This is a genomic window from Komagataeibacter rhaeticus, assembly GCF_003207855.1.
Lineage (GTDB): Bacteria > Pseudomonadota > Alphaproteobacteria > Acetobacterales > Acetobacteraceae > Komagataeibacter > Komagataeibacter rhaeticus.
Map to the genome: position 1 here is coordinate 399,829 of NZ_NKTZ01000002.1, position 22,838 is coordinate 422,666.

The following is a 22,838-nucleotide window of genomic DNA, read 5'->3' on the forward strand; positions in this document are numbered from 1 at the left end:
ATGTCCGCGAATGTGCTGCCCACGCTCCTTATCGGTCTTGCCGGTGCCGGGGGCACGCTCCTGCGTTACTGGCTGGGACTGGCCACCGCGCGCTGGAGCCTGGCCCTGCCGTGGGGCACCATCATGATCAATGTCACCGGCTCCTTCGCAATCGCCTTCTTCGGTACCCTTACGGCAGCCAGCGGGCGGCTGCCCGTATCGGAAACCGGGCGGCTTGTCTTCATGGTCGGACTGTGTGGCGGCTATACCACGTTCTCGTCCTTCAGCCTGCAGACGCTCGACCTGCTCAGGAACGGCACGCCCGCGCGTGCGCTGCTCAATATCGGCCTGTCGGTCACACTCTGCATGGCCAGTGTAACCGCAGGCTACATGGCGGCTCAGGCCATCAACACCGGCCATCCAGGCCGGCACTGAACACCGGACCGCCGGGTCTGACCGCCCTAACGGGCAAAGCCTATGGTCGCCTTCTGCACGGGACGGGTAAAGGCGATCCGGCCGCTTCTGGGTTTCCACAGCGTGGCACGGATCTGGTATTCGATGATCGCCCTCAGGTTACGGATGTTGGGATTTGCCAGGTAAGCCTGCCTGATCTCGTCCATGTCAGGTACAAAATCGTAATTCCCCAGATTGTAGCATGCCTTCACATCATTGATGACATGGGGCACGATCCGCTCCAGATCGTTCACGCCAGGTGGCTGTATTGTCACCATCCTCACGCGCGTCATCATCGGTTCGGGCATGGTGTCAACGCTGTTGGCCGTCAGGATATAGGACAGATAGCCCAGGTTGATGGTTTCCTGCAGGCAGTTGTCCTTGTGCACACGGGCGGTCTGCTGTTCCAGCAATGGCAGGAGTGCCGCATACGGGTCGCCGCCACGGTGGTCGGTCATCATCTTCTCCACTTCGTCGAGAAGGATCACGTTGTTGACGACCTTAGTCTTCCTGAATGTTTCGGCATAGAAGCCCGGTCGTGATTCGGAATAGCCCTGTTCCGAACCCTGAAGGGCCATGCCGCCGCTCATTCCCCCACAGGAGAGCATGTCAAAACCCGCATTGCACAGGCTGGCAACCCGCATGGCAAAGCGCGTCTTGCCGATACCGGGGGGGCCATCAAGCAGCAGCGGCGGGAAATAGACCGGCCCCTGCCCAAGCCGGGCCATGCTGACGAACGAGCATATGTAGTCCAGCGCCTCCACGAAATTGGGGAACTCAGCGCTCAGTGTATCGAAGATGAACTCCGCGCTGTTGGTGACGGGCTGGATTGGCAGGGGATCGAGCAGAAAGGCGTAGCGCAGCAGCAGCCGTTCGTTTTCATGGAATCCGGCATCGCTTTCCAGCGGGGCGCAGACAGGCAGGGGCTGAAAGGTGGAACTGCCCCCGCCCGCTTCCTCCGCTGCCGTGCGGGCATCAGGATTGTACCAGAAATCATCCAGCGGCGTGGGCAGCGGCGCCTTTTCCGCGGCCAGAGCGGGAGGATTCGTGCTGTCGGGGGCCTGGCCGGTTCCTGCCGCGGGACGCTCCCTGAAACAGAAGTCATCCACATCGAAAAACGGAACCATATCCGCTTTCAGGGGGAGGGTGCTGGTAGTATCGGGGGTATGGCTTGCATCCGCCATGGGCGACTCCGCAAAGTGAATGAATAGGGATTAAGGCCCCTACACAACCTTTGATAGCGCTTCACCATCGGGCATACAGCTTTCCGAAGAAAGACAAGTCCATTCAAGGACCAGTCTTCCTTATACAGACCCTGACCTCAAAATAAAATTAAATCGTGTTCATGTGTGCCCCGCGCATGCCACGCGCCATGCCCCCTGCCTGAAACCATGGTGCCATGATGCGCAAGACGGTAGACTTGCCCGGAACCATGACAGGCAGGAGCAGACCATCATTCGCGCCGTTACCTCCACTGATGTCGCACGGATGGCAGGGGTATCCCAGTCGGCGGTATCGCGGGCCTTTTCCCCCACGGCCAGCATTTCGGCCCGGACACGGCAGAAGGTGCTGGCCGCCGCGGCCAGTCTTGGCTACCGCCCCAACCGTATCCCGGCCATCATGCTTTCAGGCCGGTCATACATGGTGGGCGTGGTGATCGGCGGGCTGCAGAATCCGTTTTACGCCACCGCGCTGGAGCAGCTTGCAACGGCGCTGCGTGAAAACGGGCTTCAGGTCATGCTCATGCATGTGGAAGACGCCGTAACCCTTGATAGCGCGCTGGACCAGTTGGTCAGCTACCGGATCGACGCGGTTGTCACATCGCTTGCAATCGGATCGGACACCGTTGTCCGGGCACTGTCGCAACTGGGGATTCCGGTCGTCTGCTTCAATTCATCACGGGTGGGACCATGGATTTCAACCGTGAATTCCAACAACCACGGGGCCGGCCTGACAGCAGCCCGCCTGCTGGCCCACAACGGGATACGATATCCGGTCTGGCTGACCGGCCCCGTCCGGAACGCGGCCTCACGCGCACGGGGCGAAGGCTTCCGGCAGGGATTGCATGACGCGGGCAGCCCCCCTGCCGCGCTGAGCGTGCTGCAGGGTGATGATACCTATGACAGCGGATACGACGCCATTGCCCGCCTGAAAAAACGCGGCGTCCGGCCGGATGGAATCTTTGCCAGCAATGACATGATGGCCTGTGGCGCGATTGACGCGCTGCGCGAATGCATGGGCCTGCACTGCCCCCGTGACGTGATCATCCTTGGCTATGACAATATTCCGCAGGCGGCATGGCGCAGCTATGACCTGACATCCTTCAGCCAGCACACCGAACATATGGTTGCCCGCACCATGGAACTGCTGGACGAAGCCCTGGCAACACAGGACACGCCGCTTTCGCGCACATATGTCGTTGACGCCCAGTTGATCGAACGCGGCAGCACGGGCTGCGCGCCCTGAACGATTAGGGCTTACACCCTGATGTGAAAAGCGTGTTGTTTTGCATAGCTATGCAATCTTTCATCTGTCAGGACCGCCGTATGAGCAACCAGAATTTCCGCAGCATCCTTACCGGTTCATTTTCCACACCCTGTGCGGACAACCCGACCGTCGCCATGATCGAGGCCGCCTACCACCATGCCGGGATCGATGCGCGCTACATCAACTGCGATGTCAGCGCCGCGCATCTGGCCGCCGCCGTAAAGGGCGCCGTGGCCATGGAATGGGTGGGCTTCAACTGCTCCCTGCCCCACAAGGTCGCGGTCATCGACCATCTGGACGAACTGGCGCAGGCCGCGCGGATCATTGGCGCGGTGAACTGTGTCACCATCCGGGATGGCAGGCTGATCGGCAACAATACGGATGGCAAGGGATTCCTGGCTTCGCTGCGCGATGTGACCGACCCGGCAGGCAAAAAGGTTTTCCTGCTGGGGGCCGGTGGCGCCGCGCGGGCCATTGCGGTGGAACTGGGTCTGGCAGGTACCGCGCACATAACGGTTGCCAACCGTGACCCGGAAAAAGCCGAGGCCATTGCCGCCCTGGTGCGGGACAATACCGGAAGTGCCGCCACGGGCTGCCCATGGGTGGGCAAGGCCCGCATTCCCGAAGGGACGGATATCGTCATCAACGCCACATCGGTGGGTCTGGGTGACGGGCAGGCCATGCCGGAGGTTGATCTGGATACGCTGGCGCACGGGCAGATCGTGGCGGATGTCATCCCCAATCCCCCCCGGACCCGTTTCCTGCGTGAAGCCCGCGCGCGTGGCTGCACGCCGCTTGATGGCCTGGGCATGCTGGTCAATCAGGGTGTGATCGGCGTGGAATTATGGCTTGGAAAAACGCTTGATGCAGGCGTGATGCAACAGACCCTGCGCGACATATTCGGCGCATCCGACACGGACTGACCCGCAGCCCCACCACAGGGAAAAGGAAATCCCGGCATGCCATCCATCCCGGACATCCCGGCCACGACCCGTGACCATACGCATGAACGTGCCCTGTCCGCCCTTGCGGCCCTGGTGCACCGGGGGGACCAGACCCTGTCGGCCCGCCGGTATGTATCCATTGCCGCTGCCGTGGCCGCCGTGGGGGGGCTGCTGTTCGGGTATGATACCGGGATCATCGCCTCCGCCCTGATCTTCGTGACACAGACGTTTTCCCTATCAACCGCGGGGCAGGAATGGGTGGCGGCGGCGCTGAACATCGGGGCGATCTTCGGTGCCCTGCTCAGTGGTCCCGTATCGGACCGCTGGGGGCGCAGGCCGGCCATCATGGTGGCGGCGGGCATATTCATTGCGGCATCACTGGGGTGCGGGCTTGCGCCGGATGTCGGCACCCTTATCGCCGCGCGCCTGTGGCTGGGGGCGGCGATTGGCGCAACCACCCAGATCGTGCCGGTCTATGTGGCTGAACTGGCCCCGGCATCCCGGCGTGGGGGGCTGGTCTCGCTGTTCCAGCTTGTCTTTTCGCTGGGGCTGCTTCTGGCTTTCTTTGTGGGATATGAACTGTCCGGCAGCGCGGAATCCTGGCGGTCCATGTTCATGCTGGGGGCCATACCCGCCATCCTGCTGGCCCTTGGCATGCTTTTCCTGCCGGAAAGCCCGCGCTGGCTGCTGCATCATGAACGTGAACGGCATGCCGTCTCGATCCTGTACAGACTGCGGGGGCACAAGGACCTTGTCCGTCAGGAACTGGATGATGTCCTGACCGTGGATGCGGATGCGACCACCGGCGCCGGCGGCTTCAGCCTGAAGCAGCGCTGGATCCGCCCTGCCCTGGTTGCCGCACTGGGGATTGCAGCCTTCTCCCAGCTGTCCGGCCCCAATGTCATTGTCTATTACGCGCCCATCATCCTGTCACAGGCCGGGCTTGGACATTCGGCGGCATTGCTGACATCGGTTTCGGTCGGTGTCACATCAACCATCACAACGGCGATGGGCATTGCCCTGATCGACCGGATCGGCCGGCGGCGCATGATGCTGTACATGCTGCCGGTCGCAGCCCTGTCGCTGTTCGTGCTGGGGGCGGTCTTTCTCAGTCCGGCACCGCTGTCGGGCATGCGGCTGGTCCTTATGGTGCTGTCCCTTCTGGGCTATATCTTCTTCAACTTCGGTTCCCTGTCCGTGGCGGTCTGGCTGATCGCGGCCGAAGTCTTTCCGCTGTTCGTACGCAGCAAGGCCATGGGCATGGCCAGTGCGACGGTGTGGCTGTCCGATACGCTTGTCTCGCTCGTCACACTGTCACTGGTGCAGGCACTGGGCACGACGGGCACGTTCTGGCTGTTTGGCCTCGTAAACGTCGCCGCCTTCGCCTTCGTTTGGCGATATGTGCCTGAAACGGCCGGCACCACGCTGGAAGGGATTGAAAGCGCGCTGAGATCCGGCAATTTCTACCGGAGCATCCGCAAAGGCCGGTAGCAGGCACGCCCATGTTCCTGACCGAGCGTAAGGGAACTGGCCGAAGCAGCGGCAGCGCCCCGGCGGGCATGATGCCGGCGCGGGGCATGGAAGCTGCGGGCAGGATACCCTGTGATCACAGGGCAGTTCCTGGAGAAGCTTTTTTCAGGACGCTTCCGGGAACGTCGCCTTTCCGGAAAAAGGCGACACCCGAAAACTTTCATACCTTTCATAAAAGGACTGTTCTGGAAACAGCCTTTTAGAATTCAAGTGACAGGGTGAAGTGATACACACGCGGCAGTCCCGCATACAGGGTGGAGGCCGCACCCGACGTGCCGCTGGGCGCGCCCGTGTAGACCGAGGCCCAGTAGCGCTCGTTCGTGGCATTGCTTACCCCGAAACGCGCGACCCACGGGAAGCGGGAAACATGGAAGGCATACCGCGTGCCCAGATCCAGTGTTGTGTACGACCCGGTATGCAGCGTGTTGGTGATGTTGGCCGCACGGTTGCCGATGTAATGGACACTGGCATTGAAGGCCCAGCCCGACGCAAAGGCACCCAGTGACGCCGGCAGGCGGTAATCCAGCAGAAGATTGGCCTGCAGCGGGGCCGCACCGACAATTTCCTTGTTGTTGTAGGCAGCGGTCTTGCTGTTGACCAGTTCCGCATCCAGCCAGGTCATGCCCGCAAGAACGGAAAGGTTGGGCAGCACCTCACCCGAAATCTGGGCTTCCACACCATAGTTGCGCTGCGTCCCGCCATATTCATAGGTCTGGCAGGTCGTCCCGCCCGAGCACGAGCCATTCGCCGCGGGGATATACATGGCATAGGGCGAGGTCATGCGGAACCCGGCCACGTTGAACTGCATTTTCTGGAACCGCAGCTTGTAGCCGACTTCGTATTCTTCCGAATGCGCGACAGGCAGGGCAATGTTGGTATTGGTATAGTATTTGCTGTTGGGGGTAACCGGACCCGCTTCAGCCGAGCGCCCATAGGTGAAATAGAGGGTCTGGTTCTGGGTTGGCTTGTACATGATGCTGGCTGTCGGGCTGAACGTCGCATTGGCCTGGAAGGTCCGCTTGAGCGGACTTGTGGCATTGAGCGCCCCCTTCTGGTCGATCCAGCTCCATGCCAGCGTACCCATGACCGACCAGTGCTTGTTGATGCGCATCGTGTCGCCAATGATGAAGGACTGGCTCATGATGGAACTGGATTTGTAACGCCCGCTGTAATAGGGCTGCGTGCCGTTGGTCGGCGCGGCGCCATACATGCTGTATGTGCCAAGGCTCTGCGCCGATGTCAGGGCGGTTGTCGGGTTATAGTTCCCCATCATGTAACCATTGGTGCCGATAACCAGATCATGCCGGAGCGGACCGGTACGGACACGGCCGTTGAAATAGGCCATGTTACTGCCAACACGGAAATCATCCGCCGTCGTCGTTGCCGTGGCTTTGGAGGTATAGATGCCCTCAAACCCCTGGGTCGCGCTCAGCGTATCGCTTATGCCGAAGGACTGGCGCATGGCATCCTGGTACAGCCCGCCGAGCGTGAAGCTCCAGTCCCTGTTGATCTGGTGCTTGATCTTGGCCAGGAAGGTATTGGTTTCCATGTTGTACCCGCTCCAGTCGGGCGCCAGGCTCTTGCCCAGATCCGGCGCTTCGGGCAGCTTCCCGCCAATACCGGTCGGGTTGGTGGCGGTACCGGCGGAAATACCAAAACCGGGCGCCATGCCGCGCTCGTCATAGGTATAGTGGCTGGCATCAAGCTCGATGACCGTTTTGGAATCAATATGGATATCAAAATCGGCGCTGACCATCTCACGCCGGATCCAGCTGCCCGGCGCATAGGCCGAACCATTGGCATGCAGCATGTTCAGGCGGTAGCCAAACCAGCCATTGCGGCCGATCCGGCCGGAAATATCGCCATTGACCGTGGGGGTGCCAATGGAATCCACACCGACCGAAAGCCGTTCGGTGCGGCGGTTGGTCGGGCGCTTGAGAGTATATTCAAACACGCCGGCCGGGTTTTCCGGCCCGTACATGGCCCCGGCCAGACCGTTGAGGACCTGCAGGTTGTCGACCCATTCCGCCGGATACGGGGTGGTGGAGACCACGTTCAGCCCGTCCAGACGGGAGTTGGAAACCACGTCGGCCTCAAACCCGCGGGACTGCGGGCGTGACGTGTTGGGATCACCACGGATTTCCAGCTGTACCGAAGGCAGGTATTCCGCCATGTCATTGATGTTGCGCAACTGCTGGTTGACCACGACATCATGCGTGACCCCCATGACGGAATAGGGCGTATCCAGCGTATCCCGGTTGCCCAGCGGGCCGAGATAGATGTTCTTGTTCATGTATTTCGCGCCCGTGCCATCGGCCGCATGATGGCCGTGGACGGTTATTGTCTCACCATTGGAGCCATCGAGTATCCCGGCGATGGGGGCTGCGGTACCTGATGCGCCGGTGGTGGACGGACTGCTGGCCGGTTTTGCCGTGACGGGCTTTTTCACGGTGGTCTGGCCGTTTGTTGCGCCCTGCTGCCGTACGGATGCGGGCGTTGCCGCCAGCGCCGACGTGGTCAGCAGGAGAGCACCAAACGTAGTGGTCACCAGAAAGGTATGGGAACGGTCATGCATGGTTCAGATAGGCCCGGAATGTAAGCATCAAACATTAAAGAGTGGTTCCTTCTGCCCGGACGCATGCAGGATTGTCCATATATATCCATACATATATATGTATCTTTATGGATATAATCGGGAAGTGATGCCGGAAGAACACAATTGTACTGGCCCTGCCCGGCAGAGCTGCGGGCAATGGACCGCCCTATAGCGCATTCAGGGGGCACATCCGGCTAAAATCCCCTGTCCCATACCCGTTTCGGGCAGGCGGATGCGGCATGCCGTGGGCCGGAGTCAGTGCGGGTTTACCAGCCGGCCGCCCTGCGCATCAGCCACGCGCACCCGGATGCGCTTTCATTCTTCCCGCCCGTCAGTGGCGACCGCCTTCTGATCCTGACCCGCGCCGTGTTCGATAATGCAGGTTTCGTCCTTCAGGTTGACACCGCTGTAGCCTCTCATGCGGGCCGTCTTCAGCAACCACGCCAGGCTGTTCGCGGCGGCCATGGCGGACAGGCCGCCATGGCCATGGATGTTGGAAATGCAGTTCCGTCCCGAATCACGCATGCCCACATGCGGGTTCCATGTCATGTACAGGCTCATGCTTTCAGCACATCGCAGGCCCGGACGCTCCCCGATCATCATCACCACGCAGCGCGCGCCCAGGCAGGTTGCGATTTCATCGCCCAAGGCCACCCGGGCCCTGTGCGCCACAACCAGCGGGGCGATGCGCCAGTCCGCAAGCAGGGGGCGCACCACCGCCAGCACCGCCGCCCCCTGCCGCTCCGCCGCCATGGCCGACAGTCCATCGGCAATGACAAACACGACATCATACTGCCCATGCGGCAGGCGCTCCCGGCCTGCGGCGGACAACTGCCGCCCGAGATCGGGCCTGCGCACGTATTCCGCGCGGTCCGCTGCCTGGCTTTCAACCTCGATACAGGGCTGCGGCAGGTTCAGGCGGCGGGCATCCAGCGTGGCCGATACCGCATGACGCGCGCGGACATGGGCAAACTGGAACTCACGCACGGCCGCGCCGGAAATCGTGTTGCCCGCACGGGCCAGCCCGATCCGGGCCGAGGTCCGCGCCCGCAGGCTCTGCCATGAGACGGGAGGATCATCAGTCATCGCAAGGTATCATTCTGGCAAGGATATCGGGGGAATTGACGCGCATCCGCCCCCGGGCATCGATCAGGTCATGGGCGGCCAGCCATGTTTCGAATTCGGGCGCCGCCCGCACGCCGAACAGCGAACGCAGGGTCTGGATGTCATGATAGGACAGGCTCTGGTAATTCAGCATGATGTCATCACTGCCGGGCACGGCAATCAGGAAATTGATGCCTGCGGTGCACAGCAGCATCATCAGGCTGTCCATGTCATCCTGGTCGGCCTCGGCATGATTGGTGTAACAGACATCACACCCCATCGGCAGGCCCATCAGCTTGCCACAGAAATGGTCTTCCAGTCCCGCGCGGATGATCTGCTTGCCATCATACAGGTATTCCGGGCCGATAAAGCCGACCACCGTATTGACCAGCAGCGGCGAGAACGCCCGCGCCACGGCATAGGCCCGCACCTCCGCCGTCTGCTGGTCCATGCCATGATGGGCATTGGCCGACAGGGCCGACCCCTGCCCCGTTTCAAAATACATGGTGTTGGTACCAACCGTGCCCCGCCCCAGTGACTGGCTGGCCATATGGGCTTCGGACAGGACCGACAGAGAAATGCCAAAGCCCGCATTCGCCTCCTGCGTGCCGGATATGGACTGGAACACCAGATCCACCGGGGCGTTACGTTCCATAAGCTGGAGTGTATTGGTCACATGCGTCAGCAGGCAGGTCTGCATGGGAATGTCGTACTGCACCCGCACCCCTTCCAGCATATGCAGGATGTCACGGGCATTGGCCATGTTGTCCGATGCCGGGTTGATGCCCACCACGGCATCCCCCACCCCCAGCAGCAGCCCGTCCAGCATGGATGCGGCAATGCCCGGCAGGCTGTCCACCGGGTGATTGGGCTGCAGGCGCGACCCCATGCGCCCCGGCAGCCCCTGCGTATTGCGAAAGGCCGTGCGGACCGTGATCTTGCGCGCGACACTGACCAGGTCCTGATTGCGCATGAGCTTGCTGACCGCGGCCACCATTTCCGGCGTCAGGCCCGGCGCGAGGGCCGCAAGCGTTGCCCCGTCGGTTTCATGATGGAGCAGCCAGTCGCGCAGGTCGCCCACCGTCATATGGGCAACAGGCGCAAAGGCCGTGGTATCGTGACTGTCAATAATCAGCCGTGTGACTTCATCCGTCTCGTACGGGACCGGGACTTCATCAAGGAAGGTCCTGAGCGGAATGTTCGCCAGTGCCTCACGCGCGCCGATCCGTTGCAGGGGATCAGGGGCGGCAACCCCGGCCAGTTCATCACCGGTGCGATAGGGCGAGGCATAGGCAAGCACCTGTTTCAGGGAGGAAAAGCGGAATTTCTCTCCCCCCAGAAAAGCATGATATGACACAGTACAACAGCCTTCCCGATGGGAGGTAATTTATCGATGTCTGAATTATAAGCTTTTGTTTTCAAATATCTTGACCGACAGGCACAAAGACTTGACCTGCCTCCGCACGGCACATGTCAGATGTTCCCGCCTGACTGGCGTGATGCACGGTACAGGCGGGGGGACACCCCGGTCCATTTACGGAAGGCCCGGCTGAAGGCGCTGATTTCCGAATATCCCAGCAGCAATGCAATCTCGCCTATCGGCATCATGGGGCGGGCAAGATATTCACGCGCCAGTTCCTGCCGGGTCCGTTCCACCAGCACCGAGAACGTGATGCCCATGCCATCCAGACGGCGCTGTAGGGTCCAGCGCGGTATGCGCAACGTTTCCGCCACCTGTGACAGCGCGGGCACGCCCTGCCCCATCGAATACCGGATTTCGGTACGGATGCGCGACAGCAGCGGGTCGGTCGCCGGTTCCACCGGCCGGGCCGTGACCGCGGGCGACAGCGCCGTCAGGCTGCACCGCAGCACGTCAAGCAGCCGGACATTGCCCTGCGGCATGCCACATTCCGTTCCCGCCCTGTCAAATACAACGGCGTTGACATCCATGCCAAAATGCACCGGCGCGCCAAACGCACTGTCATATTCGGCCGGGGTGGCAATGCGGCGGTGTTCAAGCCATATGGCCCGTGGCGCCCAGCTTTCCCCCAGGACATGACGGAAGATGTTGCAGAACATGCCCATGGTCAGTTCCGCATCCTGCTCACGCCCTATGATGCCGCCGGTCAGGATACGGTATTCCAGCCGCGCGCAGCCATCGTCCTGATAGACAAGGCGGGTCATGGTGCCGCTCTGGTGATACGGGAACAGTTCCGCCACATTTTCTATGGCGCTGCCCAGCGTGGGCGAGGCCATGGCAATGAAACCGATCAGCCCCAGCATGTCCGGGGTGAAATGCCGCCCGTAGGACAGGCCCACCCCCGCATATCCGCTCTGGCGGGTGGTCTCCTCAAACAGCAGGCAGTATCCGGCAAGGTCTAGCAGCGCCGTCTGGGGCAGGCCCTGGTCAAGCCGCAGCCCGGCGGACAGGGCCACGCGATCGGGGTCGCATCCCTGCTCACGGATGAACTGGTACACGCCCGTGGCGGCGGCGGCGAGCACATGGGGTGGCCTGATCGTGCTGTCTGATGGGCCGGGTATATCGCCAGGCAGCATCGTCCCTGTCCTACATCTTGAAGCGACCGCCAATTTTCATGCTTTGACGGACCAGAACAAGCCTTAACGTCATGATGCCAAAACTATGTAGTCTTCTGTCAAGCCCTTAATACCCGCGCCCGTTACGCTGGCGGGACATTCCTGCCCCTGATGCCCCGCCCGCGCGGGAAGATGAGGAGAACAAGGCCCATGCCCCGTTTCATCCGTCCAGGCCGGCGTCATTTCCTGCGGATGTCGGCCGCGACCGCCATGGCGGGGGCACTGCCCGAAAACGTGCGGCGTGCCCTGGCCGTGCCACCGGACCGACGGGGCGGCGGGATAGGGGATATTGAACATGTCATTATCCTGATGCAGGAAAACCGTGCCTTTGATCATTATTTCGGCTGCCTGAAGGGCGTGCGCGGCTATTCCGATCCCCAGCCCGAATTCCTGCCCGATGGCCGCTCCCCCCTGTTCCAGCGCGACCGCAAGGGGCGGACGGTGCTGCCGTTCCGCTTCAATACCGCCACCACCAGCGCCGGATGCCTGCCCAGCCTTGACCATAGCTGGAAGGGATCTCAGGCATTATGGAACAGCTGGGATGCATGGATTGATGCCAAGACACCCATGACCATGGGGTATTTCGACCGTCAGGACATTCCCTATTATTATGCGCTGGCCGATGCCTTCACCATCTGTGACAACTATCATGCCTCCATTTTCGGGCCGACAAACCCCAACCGCCTGTTCCTGTTCACGGGCACGAGTGGCCTTGCCTGCGGGCGCGATGGTGTGCAGGTCGTAACCAATGTCGATGATGGCAATGGCTCGGCCGACATGGCGCTGGACCGCAGGGATTTCAGGGCATTTGACTGGAAAACCTATGGCGACCGGCTGCTGGAACACGGCGTAAGCTGGAAGATCTATCAGGAATACGACAACTTTACCGATAATCCCCTCGCCTCCTTCGCGCAGTTCCGCAACCTGTCCCCCCATTCGGCCCGCTACCGCGCGGCCCGCGCGATCGTGCCGGGTTCCGATGCCGGCAATGCCCATGCATCGCAGGGGCAGTTTCTGGTCGCGGCGCTGGAGCATGACATCAAACATCGCACCCTGCCGCAGGTGTCATGGATCGTACCGCCCCAGCATCTGAGTGAACACCCCGATGCGCCGCCGGGATATGGCGAATACCTGATCTCCCGCCTGATGGATGTCCTCTCCCGGCATCCCGATGTCTGGTCCAGAACCGTTTTCATTCTCAACTATGATGAAAATGACGGTTTTTTCGATCACGTCCCCGCCCCCGTACCAGCACTGGACGCAGCACAGGGTGGCGGCAACGTAGCCGTTACCGGCGAGGTCTATCAGGGTGAGCCGGTCGGCCTGGGTCCCCGCGTGCCGATGATCGTGATCTCGCCATGGACAAAGGGGGGATGGGTCAATTCGCAGATGTTCGACCATACCTCGGTCATCCGTTTCCTGGAACAGCGTTTCGGGGTCATGGAACCCAACATCACCCCATGGCGGCGCAGTGTGTGTGGCGACCTGACCTCGCTTTTCGATTTCGCGGCCACGGACCGGCAATGGCAGGCGGACCTGCCCGATACCACGCCTTATCCGGCGCAGACGGATGCAGGCTGTCACCTTGTCCCCCCGCAGGTGCCACGCCAGCAGGCCTTACCCATACAGGAAAGCGGCCAGCGCCCCGCCCGCCCCCTGCCCTACCGTCATACCGCGCAGCTACGTGACCAGGGCGGCGTGCCGACCCTTGTGCTGGACAATCCGGGCAATGTCGGGGTGGTATTCCGCCTGTATGGGCTGGATATCCGGGGGCCACGGCACTTTACCGTGGACCGGCGCAGCATGCTGCATTTCCCGCTTCCCCCGGGCGGCGCCACCCGTACCCTGCGCCTTCATGGTCCCAATGGCTTTGTCCGGGTATGGACCATACCACGCGGCACCCTCGCGCTGGAGGTAACGGAATCCTACGATACCGGCACCCTGCGCCTGGCGCTACGCAACCGGCACAGGACGCGGTTGCGTGTCGGAATGGACATGATGGGATATGCCGGATACGCGCCGGTGCGCCTGGACCTGCCCCCGCTGGGCGGCATGACCCATGAGTGGAACCTCGCCCCGTCGGATCACTGGTATGACCTGTGCCTGACATGCGGCACCCACCCGCATCCTGCCATCAGGCTGGCCGGTCATCTGGAAACGGGACGGCCCAGCCGCAGCGATCCGCGTCTGGGCGGCATCCCGCCCTCACACATGTCGAAGGGGCATGAAGCGTGACGAAATCCTTTACCCGTCGCCAGTTCGCCGCCCTGGCGGGACTGTCATCCATGGCCGTTCCCCAATGGGCAGATAAGGCGCGTGCGGCAGGCAGCGCGGCACCCGTATCGCTGCTGCCCCCGCTGAAATGGGCCACTACGACACGAAACGCGGTCGAAGCCGTGATCCGCGCCCATGGCCGGACCGGGCCCGACAGGGCGGTCAGGCCCTATGCCGTGTTTGACTGGGACAATACCTGTATTTTTGGCGATTGCGCCGAAACGCTGCTCCGTTTCATGATTGACAACCTGTGCTTCATGGTCACGCCAGCGCAGTTTGCCACTTTCCTGCGGCGCGGTCTGGGGCATGGCCTGCTTGCCGCGACATGCCGCACCATTACGGGCCAGCAGGTGGACCGTCACGCACTTATGGCAGACCTGACGGGCGATTACACCACGCTGGTCCGGGCCTATGGGCTTCAGCCCCTGCGGGATGGCGGCTTCATGGCACGTACGGCCACTGACCCTGTCCTGTCGTGTTTCCGGGCCAAGCTGTATTTTGCCTATGATGCCATGATGGCGAGTGCCGGCGTGGGGCATGCCTATCGCTGGATCATATGGATGCTGAACGGCCATACACCCGACAGCCTGCGCAGGCTTGTCCAGGCTTCCAACGCCTGGCATCTGGGACAGGCCATCACATCGGTTACATGGCAGACCCCGCCACAACGGCCGGGGCGGGCGGGCTGCATCAACCATACTTTCATGCAATGCCTGCGCCTGACGCCCGAGATCGCAACGCTGCATGCCTGCCTGCGCGCGCAGGGCATTGATGTCTATGTCTGTTCGGCTTCCTTTGTGGATATCGTGCGTGTTTTTGCAACCGACCCCCAATATGGCTACGGCCTGCCAGCGGAAAATGTTCTGGGTGTGCGCATGCGCCCTGACAATGATGCACCCTATCCCGGTGCGCAGGATGTACCCCACTGGCCACTGACCTACCGGCAGGGAAAGGTGACAGCCATCCGTCAGGCACTGGCGGGGCGGAAGGGGTACGGTCCCCTCATGGTCTTTGGCGATAGCGACGGGGATGTGGAGATGCTGCACGATTTTGCCGATACGGCGCTGGCCGTCATCATCAACCGCTGCCTGCCCGGCCCGATCGGCGCGCTGTCCCGCCGCGCGGTGCACGAACAGGCAGGGCCGGTCCCCCGGTTCGTACTACAGGGACGCAATGAAAACACCGGCGAATGGTACCCCGATTCCGCCACCATCCGTTACGGCAGTACCACGCCCCGCCTGCTGGCCTGACCGCAACAGGCGCATGCCGGTCCATAAATCATAAAGGCAGAACCTGTTTCAGGAAGATGAAAGAAACGCCGCCCTTCCAAGAAAGGCGGCACCCAGAAATATTTTATTTATCAATACTCAAGTAGATGAATGGCACCCTGTTGTCCAGCCATCCCCAGGCCGGGAACGGATCAGCCCGCAAGGCACCGCCATAACGGCCCGGTTCCGCCATTCCAGAGGTGGGAAGGCACTACGCAATGGCGTGCCTTCCTCCATTTTCTAGAATTCGATGGCAACCGATCCGAAATACTGCCGTGGCGCGCCAATAAGGAAGGACTGGTCATCACCACTCATCGGGTTGCCGTTTTCACCCATGGTGGAGATATACTGCGTATTGGTCAGGTTATACACGTTGAAGCTGAGCGTCAGGTGCTTGAGATACCGGTAGCGGTCACTCCTGCGCGCCAGATCAGAGAAGTTGTAACGTGCGCCCAGCGACGTGACCCAGTACCCCGGCACATGGGTATCACCAATATAGCTGAAGTTACGCTCACCGATATACTGCGTATCGATATGGGCACTCGCGCCATGCCAGGAATAGGTCAGGCTGGCCTTGTACATGAAGCGGGGATAATTGACGATCTGCTGCCCCTGCGTGCCGTAGCGCACGCCGCCGGATGTCACATCCTGATCATAGGTTGCATGGTTCCAGCTAATGGAATTGAAAATGGACAGCCCCTTGACCGGCATGATGGTCACACCGGCATCAACACCATTCATCGTAACACCGCCAACGTTCATGACGGCGGAATACGGGTTGGTGATGGGCCCGCTTGTCACCTGCTGCAGCCGGTTGTGGAAATTGGTATGGTAGGCATACAGCGATGCCATGAGCATCCTGGCCATGTATCGGTAACCGACAGCATAGTTCCAGTTGGTTTCCGGCTTCAGCCCCCCCTGCGACTGCATGGAATCATAGGCGGACTGGGTCATGGCAAAGGGCGAGGCCCCCATCTTGTAACCTGCGATGGGATAGGATTTCACGTTCTCCGCCACATCAAAGAACAGTTCATGATGCTTCAGGAAATGCCAGTCCGCGCTGATATGCGGCAGGAATGCCTTGGCCGTGGTCACACTGCCACTGGCAATGGCATCGGTTCCGGTATAGGCGGAGAGATTGGCGGTTTCACGTCCATCAACCGTCTGAAGCAGTGACTTGAAACCGAAATGCACATTCAGGTTGGGCCGGACATGATAGGTGTCCTGCACAAAGGCCGTAAAGCTGTTTGAACTGAAGGTATCACCCCACAGATTGGCCATCGGGGATGGCAGCTTGCCCATGGAATTGATCGGTGAGCCTTCGCCCAGCACCGGCTCGTAATAGGCATTGCGCATTTCATCCACATGGTAATGTTCATACCATACGCCCGCGCTGATATCGTTATGCGCGATTTCGTAATGCAGGGCAGAGGTAAAGCCGCCACGCTGGGCATGGACATTGGTGATCTGGTCGAATATCGGCGAGCCATTGGGCATCAGCCCGCTGCTGTACCATGGATAGGGGCTGGCCCATGTGCCACGGCCGTACTGGCCCTGCGCATACAGAACGGTTTTCCAGTGCAGGCGATGCGTCAGCGCGAAATCAAGATTCAGGCCGCCCAGATAGTCGCGTTCAACCGTGCCGCCATCATAATAGGACGCATCATACGGGTCCGACATCTTGCTGTACCCCGCGGGCAGGGAGCCCCCTGGCAGCTTGTTCGCCGCCAGCGCGAGATGATAGGCATTGGCATAGGCATTGGGCGTGCCGATAAAATTGTCGATCCCCGCGCCACCATTATGCAGCATGTCAAACGACAGGTCCTGATACTGGTACTGGTCCAGATCGCCCCAGTCGAACAGTGCGGAAATCTGGCTTTCCTGACCAATCGGCTGTACCAGCTTGGCATTGACCTGCTGCATGAACTGGTTGCCACCACCTTTCCATTTCTCCGCGTTATTACGCATATAGGATACGAACATCCGGGTGCCGGTTTTGTTCATGTCGCCCGTGTCAAAGCGGAAGAAGCTGTGCATGGTGGAATTGGAACCGAATGTCTGGTTCACCTGCCCCCCCATCTTGTGCTTTGGATCGGCTGAGAAATATTCGATCGAACCGCCGAGATTGGAAGTGGAGGCAACGGATTCAGCGCCCGCACTCATAGAGACATCCATGTGGCCGATATTCTCGGATGCCAGCGCGTTCATGACATTCAGGCCGTTCAGGGCATGGTACTGCTGGTCCCCCAGCGGAATGCCATCAAGCGTGACCCCAACCTGATTGAGCAGGAAGCCATGCATGTAAAGCGACTGCGACCAGATATCCAGCCCCTGCCCATCTGCTGACTGGAACAGGATACCAGGCATTTTCCCCAACACTTTCAGTGCATTGGTTCCGGGCACTTCCTCCCTGATCATTTGGGAGGAAACCACTTCCTTGACGCCTACGGCACGCTGGCGGTGTCCGACAACACCCAGTGTTTCCGGTTTCAGCGCGGCCATTGCCCTGGAAGCGGATGATGTTGCAACACCATGCCGGCTGACAGAGGTGACTTTTCCATCGGGCTTCACCTTTGACGCAACCGTGGCGGAAAGCGCAACATTGGAACTGGAAACAAAAAGAACCGCGGCAAATGTTTTCAATAAAACATCGGTACGGTGTTTCATATCATTCTCCCTTGACCCTTAGCAGAAGCATGCAGCCAGAAACATCATTTTTTATTCGGAATTATTTTTTTAATTTAAAAAACAAGTATTTTCAGGACAGCCATAAAAAATGTCCGGATCAGGTCCATTAACGACCACGGCCACAATCATTGCACCGTAGCCAGAACAGATGATCCGGCTGCCTGTTCCACAGCCCGGTCTGGTCGTCTTTGCGTTCCATTTTCCCAATGTTTCCATCAATGTCATACAGAACAATTCTTCATCTTCATTACAGTATAATAACTTATATCCGGATCTGAATTGACCCCATGAAACATATTGTTGACATCTCTGCATGGGAAACAAATCATGAAACACAATGAATATTCGTGGAATAATCATTACATCAACCGATCTGTACATCATTGTGCACCCGTTTCCAGGTCAGGAAACGTAATTAGACCATGCAGCTGGCAGACTTCATCACTCAGCCACCAGAACCCTGCCGTCGCGGTTAAACATCCCCATCACAATACCCACGGTATTGCAGGGCGTATCCCGTCGGTCCGGCATATTGCGGCAACACAACCTGATCCCGGGCAGGAAGCATGCCGTCCCGCCGGGACGGAAGCCGTCAGGCGCGGCAACCCCGGTTCAGCAGATAGACCAGCAGTCCCGTTCCCATGAACAGGACATAGATGCCAAAAATCACCATGTGGCTGATCGCCATGCCGGCCAGCGCACAGAAGGCCGCGACAAAGGCAAATCCCGGCACGACAGGATAGCCTGGCACGGACCACGGCCGCACCCGATCCGGCTGGTTACGGCGCAGCCGGAAAAGGCTGGCCATGGCAAACAGGTACATGGTCAGGGCACCGAACACCGATATGGTCACGATCCCCGCGGTCAGCGGCTGCCCCCCGATCGTGACATACCGGTCACCATGAATGGCCAGCATTCCCACCACGCCACCCGCCAGGGTCGCGGCCCATGGCGTTCCGAACCGGGGGTGCAGCCGCCCGAGTACTGCCGGCAGGTAGCCTTCACGCGCCATGGCATAGATCTGGCGCGAATATCCCATGATGATCCCGTGGAAAGACGCCACAAGACCGAACAGCCCAAGCCATACCAGCATATGCACATAACCGCTGCGGGGGCCGACAACGCTCAGCATGGCCTGTGGCAACGGATCATTCAGGTTGGCCAGGGCTTTCCAGTCCCCCACCCCTCCCGCCAGGATCATGATACCGAATGCAAGGACCATCAGGGTGATGATCCCTGCGATATAGGCCACGGGAATGGTCCGGTGGGGCGCACGCGCTTCCTCTGCCGTCATGGCCACCCCTTCAATCGCCAGGAAAAACCATATGGCGAAAGGAACGGCCGCCAGGATGCCACCCACCGCGTGCAGGCTGAACGTATCGGAGCCTGCCCAGCCATCATGGACAAAATTGGCCCATGAGAACCCGGGCAGCACCACGGCCATGAAAACCAGAAGTTCCACAATGGCCGCTATGGTAATGACCAGTTCAAATGTAGCGGCGATATTGACCCCGAATATATTGAGCGCCATGAAAACCACATAGGCCCCCGTCGCCGCCGCCGTGGCGCTGACGTCGGGGTACTGGACATGAAGATAGGCCCCGATTGCCAGCGCGATGGCGGGCGGCGCAAACACGAATTCCATAATCGAGGCAAACCCCGTCAGGAAAGCAGGTACCGGGCCGAAAGCCGCCAGTACATACGCAAAGGGACCACCCGCCCTGGGGATGGAGGTTGTCAGTTCGGTATAGGAAAAAATCAGCGCCGCATACATGAGCGCCACCATGAAGGTCGTAACAAGGAAGCCAAGCGTGCCTGCCGCGGCCCAGCCATAACTCCACCCGAAATACTCCCCCGAGATCACAAGCCCGACGGCGATACCCCAGAGGTGAAAAACACCGAACCGACGCTGGAGTTCCCGGGGCGGGTTATTGGCATTATGCAACGAATGGGCGGGAGACACGGAAGGCAGGGAGGGTCGGGTCATTGTCCACAACAGAAATTATGATGGCATATCAGGAAACACGTATGCAGGACGCCCTGATTAACATGAAGTACGGGTTGACTTCTATCGCTACGATAAACTGCTCTCTCAAAATTATTCTTGACCCTCTGAAACATTTTTTTGACCTGCAGGCCGTTTTGCCATCCCGCCCCCGGTCTTCTGGCAATGCGGCGCCACGCACTTGATTTTCCAGGAAAAGCGGCATTACCCGGAAAAGCAACAGGAAACGCCGCCTCTCCGAAAAAAGACGGCGCCCTGAACCCTCTGCTTTTCATCAGTATGTTTATATTGTTCGGTCCATAAAAATTCGTTTCAGTAACTGAAGTTTATAAAACCCCCGATCGTGCGCCGTGCATCAGGCGATGTGTAATGCAGGTAACCCGCAGTTCCATAAAGCTGATACCCGGTCGAGAAATACTGATTGAACATGTTCCGCACATACAACCCGACCTGAAGCCGCTTGTTCAGTGGCAGAAGGCTGACACGCAGGTTGACAAGACTGTAGGCCGGTACCCTGGAGTAGTCGGGTTGACCGGTTACTGTCCATACCGTGCCACGATAGGCGTAATCAAGATGGGCCTGCAGGCCAAGATGCGGCGTAAGATCACGGTGATAGTCAATAAACGCGTTGGCCGCCCATACTGGCGCATTGGTCAGGCGGGTGCCGGTATAGTCAACCGTCGGCTTGGGCCGGTAATCCGTAAAATGCGCATCTGTGAAAGAGACTGAACCGGACAGGGTCAGGTCCCGGATGGGCCTGAATGCCACGTTGCCCTCCACGCCCTGGCTTACCAGTCCGCCCGCATTGCCAATGGCACTGGTCAGGATGGTTGTGCCGTTACCCGCGGGCACGGGTGTCAGCACCGTGGCCTGGAAATCCGTAAAGTCTTCCCGGAAAACATCCATGTTGAAACGCAGCCTGTGATGCATCCACTCCGACTTCATGCCCACTTCGTAAGATTTGACGGTCTCCTTGCGATAGGGGTCATATACATTGCCCACAAAGGCAATACCGGCGGGCTTGTACCCGGTGGAAAAGGTAAAATATGCCATAACATTGGGGTTGAAATGGTATTCGGGGGAAATTCGACCGGAGAAATTCTGTCCGCTTACCTGCCCCCAGGGATAGACAGGCGCATCATGCGTTGGCGTCAGGGTGGGGCTGTAACCCGTAATGGCCTGCACGTCCGAATTGATGAAACTCAACCCCTGTGAGTTCCTGTCATGGGTATAACGACCACTGATCGCAATATCAAAGTGATGCGAAATATTGAACTTCAACTGTCCGAACGCGGCCAGGGATTCGTTACGTGACTGGAAAAGGGACGTATTGCCGCTCTGCCCGACCGCGCCTTCGTTGTTGTACAGGGTCTGCGCGGGCTGCCCGTTTACATAAAGCGGGGACCCCGCGGTGCCCCACTGATACTGGGTCTGGCGTGCGTCAAGCCGGTTGAAGAAACCACCGGCCAGCCATTCCATGAACTTCCCCCTGGGGGAAGAAAAACGGATTTCATCGCTGAATTTCTGGGTGCTCAACTGGCCATAATTATAGGGATAGTAGGCGTAGACATTTAGCGGCACCAGATCAACCGGCGTATTGTTGTCATAGGTTGAGCCGCGCCATGCGCTGATGAAGTTCAGGTCATTTTCACCCAGTTTGGCATGGATTTTCAGGGCCGCGCCATATTCCTGGGAAACAATATTTCCGTATATGGGGTCTGCGGTATCAGCATTCTTGGCATTTGGATAAATGCCCAATGAATTCAGTTCGGATGTAACGGCCGCAGTCTGGCCGCCCACAGGGGTACGGACGCTGCTATCCCAGTGATGGGCATAATCCCCCTGCAGGGTAATATCCAGATTGTCTGTCGGTTCAACGTAGAATTTGCCACGCACACCATATTCATTGGTGGAACCGACCAGCTTGTTCAGTATGACATTGCGGCCAAAACCGTCCTGTGCGTTGTCAAATCCTGAAATACGGAAGGCCGCCCTGTCCCCCAGCGGTATGTTGAGGGTGGTATTGAGAATGCGCTCGTTATGCTCACCATAACTGGCACTCACGCGCGTGGTCAGCCTGTTCAGCACAGGCTTTCCCGTTGTAACGGAAATCACGCCAGAGGTGGAGTTCATGCCGAACAAGGTGCCCTGCGGCCCCATCATGATATCAACGTTATTGATATCAACCATGCCGATCATGCCGTTGGCGCGCTGTGCGTCCATCACGACATCATCAACCACCACACTGACAGATTTTGCGTTCGAGAAGTCAAAGGACTCACTCCCTACGCCACGAATCTGGAATGCGGCACCCTGTGTCGGATCATACTGCACGCCCGGCGCAAGGTACTGCAGGTCGGTCAGGGCCGTATAACCCGCATTGGCCAGGGTCTTGCCGTCGATATGCTGGATGGAGATGGGCACGCTCTGGCTGTTTTCCGTACGGCGCTGCGCCGTTACGACAACGGATTCAAGCCCGGAATGCTCCGTATTCCTGTTTTCAACTGCGGTTGCATCTGCCTTGCCGGTACGGAGCACCCTGGATTTTTTACTGTATTTTTTACTTTGCTGCGGCTGATCTGCTGACATTGCACCATCCGCCTGCGCCCATGCTCCGTAAGGCAGGGCAATACCACAGCATAAAAAAAGCTTAAAAAACGTATTTTTCATTAACTTAATTTTCCAACCCATGTGTGGCGCAACCCGTGTTTGACCGCGGCATTACCTGCGCAGCAGACACGCCTTCAGTCACAGGCACTGCAAGATGGCCAGGAGACTATGAAAAAACTTTATAAATAAAAAGTCGATTCATGATGTGTAATATAAGTTTAATATGAATGTGTTTATTTTATTTGTATTGTTATATTGATTGCATGACCATAAAATTAAAATGGTATTTTTGAAAAATAATATTG

The 22,838-nt window shown here is 59.2% G+C and carries 14 protein-coding genes; 6 read left to right on the forward strand and 8 right to left on the reverse strand.

Features of this window, described 5'->3' with window-relative positions:
- The gene (locus CFR78_RS04040; protein WP_034933841.1) at positions 1–414 is read left to right on the forward strand and encodes a CrcB family protein; all 414 of its coding nucleotides are present in this window, start codon (positions 1–3) and stop codon (positions 412–414) included.
- Between the two features lie 26 nt (positions 415–440).
- On the opposite strand, the gene CFR78_RS04045 is transcribed toward CFR78_RS04040, so the two are convergent.
- Positions 441–1,616: an AAA family ATPase gene (locus CFR78_RS04045; protein ID WP_034933818.1), complete on the reverse strand. Its 1,176-nt coding sequence runs from the start codon at positions 1,614–1,616 to the stop codon at positions 441–443.
- 268 nt (positions 1,617–1,884) lie between these two features.
- Here CFR78_RS04045 and CFR78_RS04050 point away from each other — a divergent pair, with 268 nt between their 5' ends.
- The 3 genes from CFR78_RS04050 (at position 1,885) to CFR78_RS04060 (ending at position 5,354) form a co-directional block, all read left to right on the forward strand.
- On the forward strand, positions 1,885–2,898 hold the full coding sequence (locus tag CFR78_RS04050) for a LacI family DNA-binding transcriptional regulator (RefSeq protein WP_034933843.1): 1,014 nt from the start codon (positions 1,885–1,887) through the stop codon (positions 2,896–2,898).
- A gap of 80 nt (positions 2,899–2,978) precedes the next feature.
- Positions 2,979–3,842 carry a shikimate dehydrogenase family protein gene (locus tag CFR78_RS04055; RefSeq protein WP_034933821.1) on the forward strand — a complete coding sequence of 288 codons (864 nt, stop codon included), beginning with the start codon at positions 2,979–2,981 and terminating at the stop codon, positions 3,840–3,842.
- A 36-nt stretch (positions 3,843–3,878) separates the two neighbouring features.
- Positions 3,879–5,354 (forward strand): sugar porter family MFS transporter, encoded by a 1,476-nt coding sequence (locus CFR78_RS04060; protein WP_034933824.1) that lies wholly within the window; start codon positions 3,879–3,881, stop codon positions 5,352–5,354.
- Positions 5,355–5,592: 238 nt separating this feature from the next.
- Here CFR78_RS04060 and CFR78_RS04065 read toward each other — a convergent pair whose 3' ends face one another.
- The 4 genes from CFR78_RS04065 to qhpR form a co-directional block, all read right to left on the reverse strand.
- Positions 5,593–7,968, reverse strand: coding sequence for a TonB-dependent siderophore receptor (locus CFR78_RS04065; RefSeq protein ID WP_110580985.1), 2,376 nt, complete (start codon positions 7,966–7,968; stop codon positions 5,593–5,595).
- A 336-nt stretch (positions 7,969–8,304) separates the two neighbouring features.
- Positions 8,305–9,075: an ethanolamine ammonia-lyase subunit EutC gene (eutC, locus tag CFR78_RS04070; protein ID WP_110580986.1), complete on the reverse strand. Its 771-nt coding sequence runs from the start codon at positions 9,073–9,075 to the stop codon at positions 8,305–8,307.
- Positions 9,068–10,450, reverse strand: coding sequence for an ethanolamine ammonia-lyase subunit EutB (locus CFR78_RS04075; RefSeq protein WP_007399454.1), 1,383 nt, complete (start codon positions 10,448–10,450; stop codon positions 9,068–9,070). Before CFR78_RS04075 ends, eutC begins: the two co-directional genes overlap by 8 nt.
- Before the next feature lie 116 nt (positions 10,451–10,566).
- Positions 10,567–11,649, reverse strand: coding sequence for an AraC-like transcriptional regulator QhpR (gene qhpR, locus CFR78_RS04080; protein ID WP_034933831.1), 1,083 nt, complete (start codon positions 11,647–11,649; stop codon positions 10,567–10,569).
- Between the two features lie 189 nt (positions 11,650–11,838).
- On the opposite strand from qhpR, the gene CFR78_RS04085 reads away from it, so the two are divergent.
- Together CFR78_RS04085 and CFR78_RS04090 are read left to right on the forward strand one after the other, a co-directional pair.
- Positions 11,839–13,923 (forward strand): phosphocholine-specific phospholipase C, encoded by a 2,085-nt coding sequence (locus tag CFR78_RS04085; protein ID WP_034933832.1) that lies wholly within the window; start codon positions 11,839–11,841, stop codon positions 13,921–13,923.
- Positions 13,920–15,212 (forward strand): haloacid dehalogenase-like hydrolase, encoded by a 1,293-nt coding sequence (locus CFR78_RS04090; RefSeq protein ID WP_034933835.1) that lies wholly within the window; start codon positions 13,920–13,922, stop codon positions 15,210–15,212. The genes CFR78_RS04085 and CFR78_RS04090 overlap by 4 nt, the downstream gene beginning before the upstream one ends.
- Positions 15,213–15,470: 258 nt before the next feature.
- Here the strand turns inward: CFR78_RS04090 and CFR78_RS04095 are convergent, their stop codons facing one another.
- The 3 genes from CFR78_RS04095 to CFR78_RS04105 all read right to left on the reverse strand — a co-directional run bounded on the left by CFR78_RS04095 (position 15,471) and on the right by CFR78_RS04105 (position 22,461).
- Positions 15,471–17,897 (reverse strand): TonB-dependent receptor, encoded by a 2,427-nt coding sequence (locus CFR78_RS04095; protein ID WP_110580987.1) that lies wholly within the window; start codon positions 17,895–17,897, stop codon positions 15,471–15,473.
- 613 nt (positions 17,898–18,510) lie between these two features.
- The gene (gene eat, locus CFR78_RS04100; protein WP_110580988.1) at positions 18,511–19,905 is read right to left on the reverse strand and encodes an ethanolamine permease; all 1,395 of its coding nucleotides are present in this window, start codon (positions 19,903–19,905) and stop codon (positions 18,511–18,513) included.
- A 330-nt stretch (positions 19,906–20,235) separates the two neighbouring features.
- Complete coding sequence (locus CFR78_RS04105; RefSeq protein WP_034932370.1) at positions 20,236–22,461, reverse strand: TonB-dependent receptor; 2,226 nt, start codon at positions 22,459–22,461, stop codon at positions 20,236–20,238.
- Positions 22,462–22,838: the final 377 nt, after the last annotated feature.

What these genes read in the sequence shown, in the direction of transcription:
- CFR78_RS04040 (WP_034933841.1), top strand. Translation starts at nt 1, where the DNA reads ATGTCCGCGAATGTGCTGCCCACGCTCCTTATCGGTCTTGCCGGTGCC.
- CFR78_RS04045 (WP_034933818.1), bottom strand. Translation starts at nt 1,616, where the DNA reads ATGGCGGATGCAAGCCATACCCCCGATACTACCAGCACCCTCCCCCTG.
- CFR78_RS04055 (WP_034933821.1), top strand. Translation starts at nt 2,979, where the DNA reads ATGAGCAACCAGAATTTCCGCAGCATCCTTACCGGTTCATTTTCCACA.
- CFR78_RS04060 (WP_034933824.1), top strand. Translation starts at nt 3,879, where the DNA reads ATGCCATCCATCCCGGACATCCCGGCCACGACCCGTGACCATACGCAT.
- CFR78_RS04065 (WP_110580985.1), bottom strand. Translation starts at nt 7,968, where the DNA reads ATGCATGACCGTTCCCATACCTTTCTGGTGACCACTACGTTTGGTGCT.
- eutC (WP_110580986.1), bottom strand. Translation starts at nt 9,075, where the DNA reads ATGACTGATGATCCTCCCGTCTCATGGCAGAGCCTGCGGGCGCGGACC.
- qhpR (WP_034933831.1), bottom strand. Translation starts at nt 11,649, where the DNA reads ATGCTGCCTGGCGATATACCCGGCCCATCAGACAGCACGATCAGGCCA.
- CFR78_RS04085 (WP_034933832.1), top strand. Translation starts at nt 11,839, where the DNA reads ATGCCCCGTTTCATCCGTCCAGGCCGGCGTCATTTCCTGCGGATGTCG.
- CFR78_RS04095 (WP_110580987.1), bottom strand. Translation starts at nt 17,897, where the DNA reads ATGAAACACCGTACCGATGTTTTATTGAAAACATTTGCCGCGGTTCTT.
- eat (WP_110580988.1), bottom strand. Translation starts at nt 19,905, where the DNA reads ATGACCCGACCCTCCCTGCCTTCCGTGTCTCCCGCCCATTCGTTGCAT.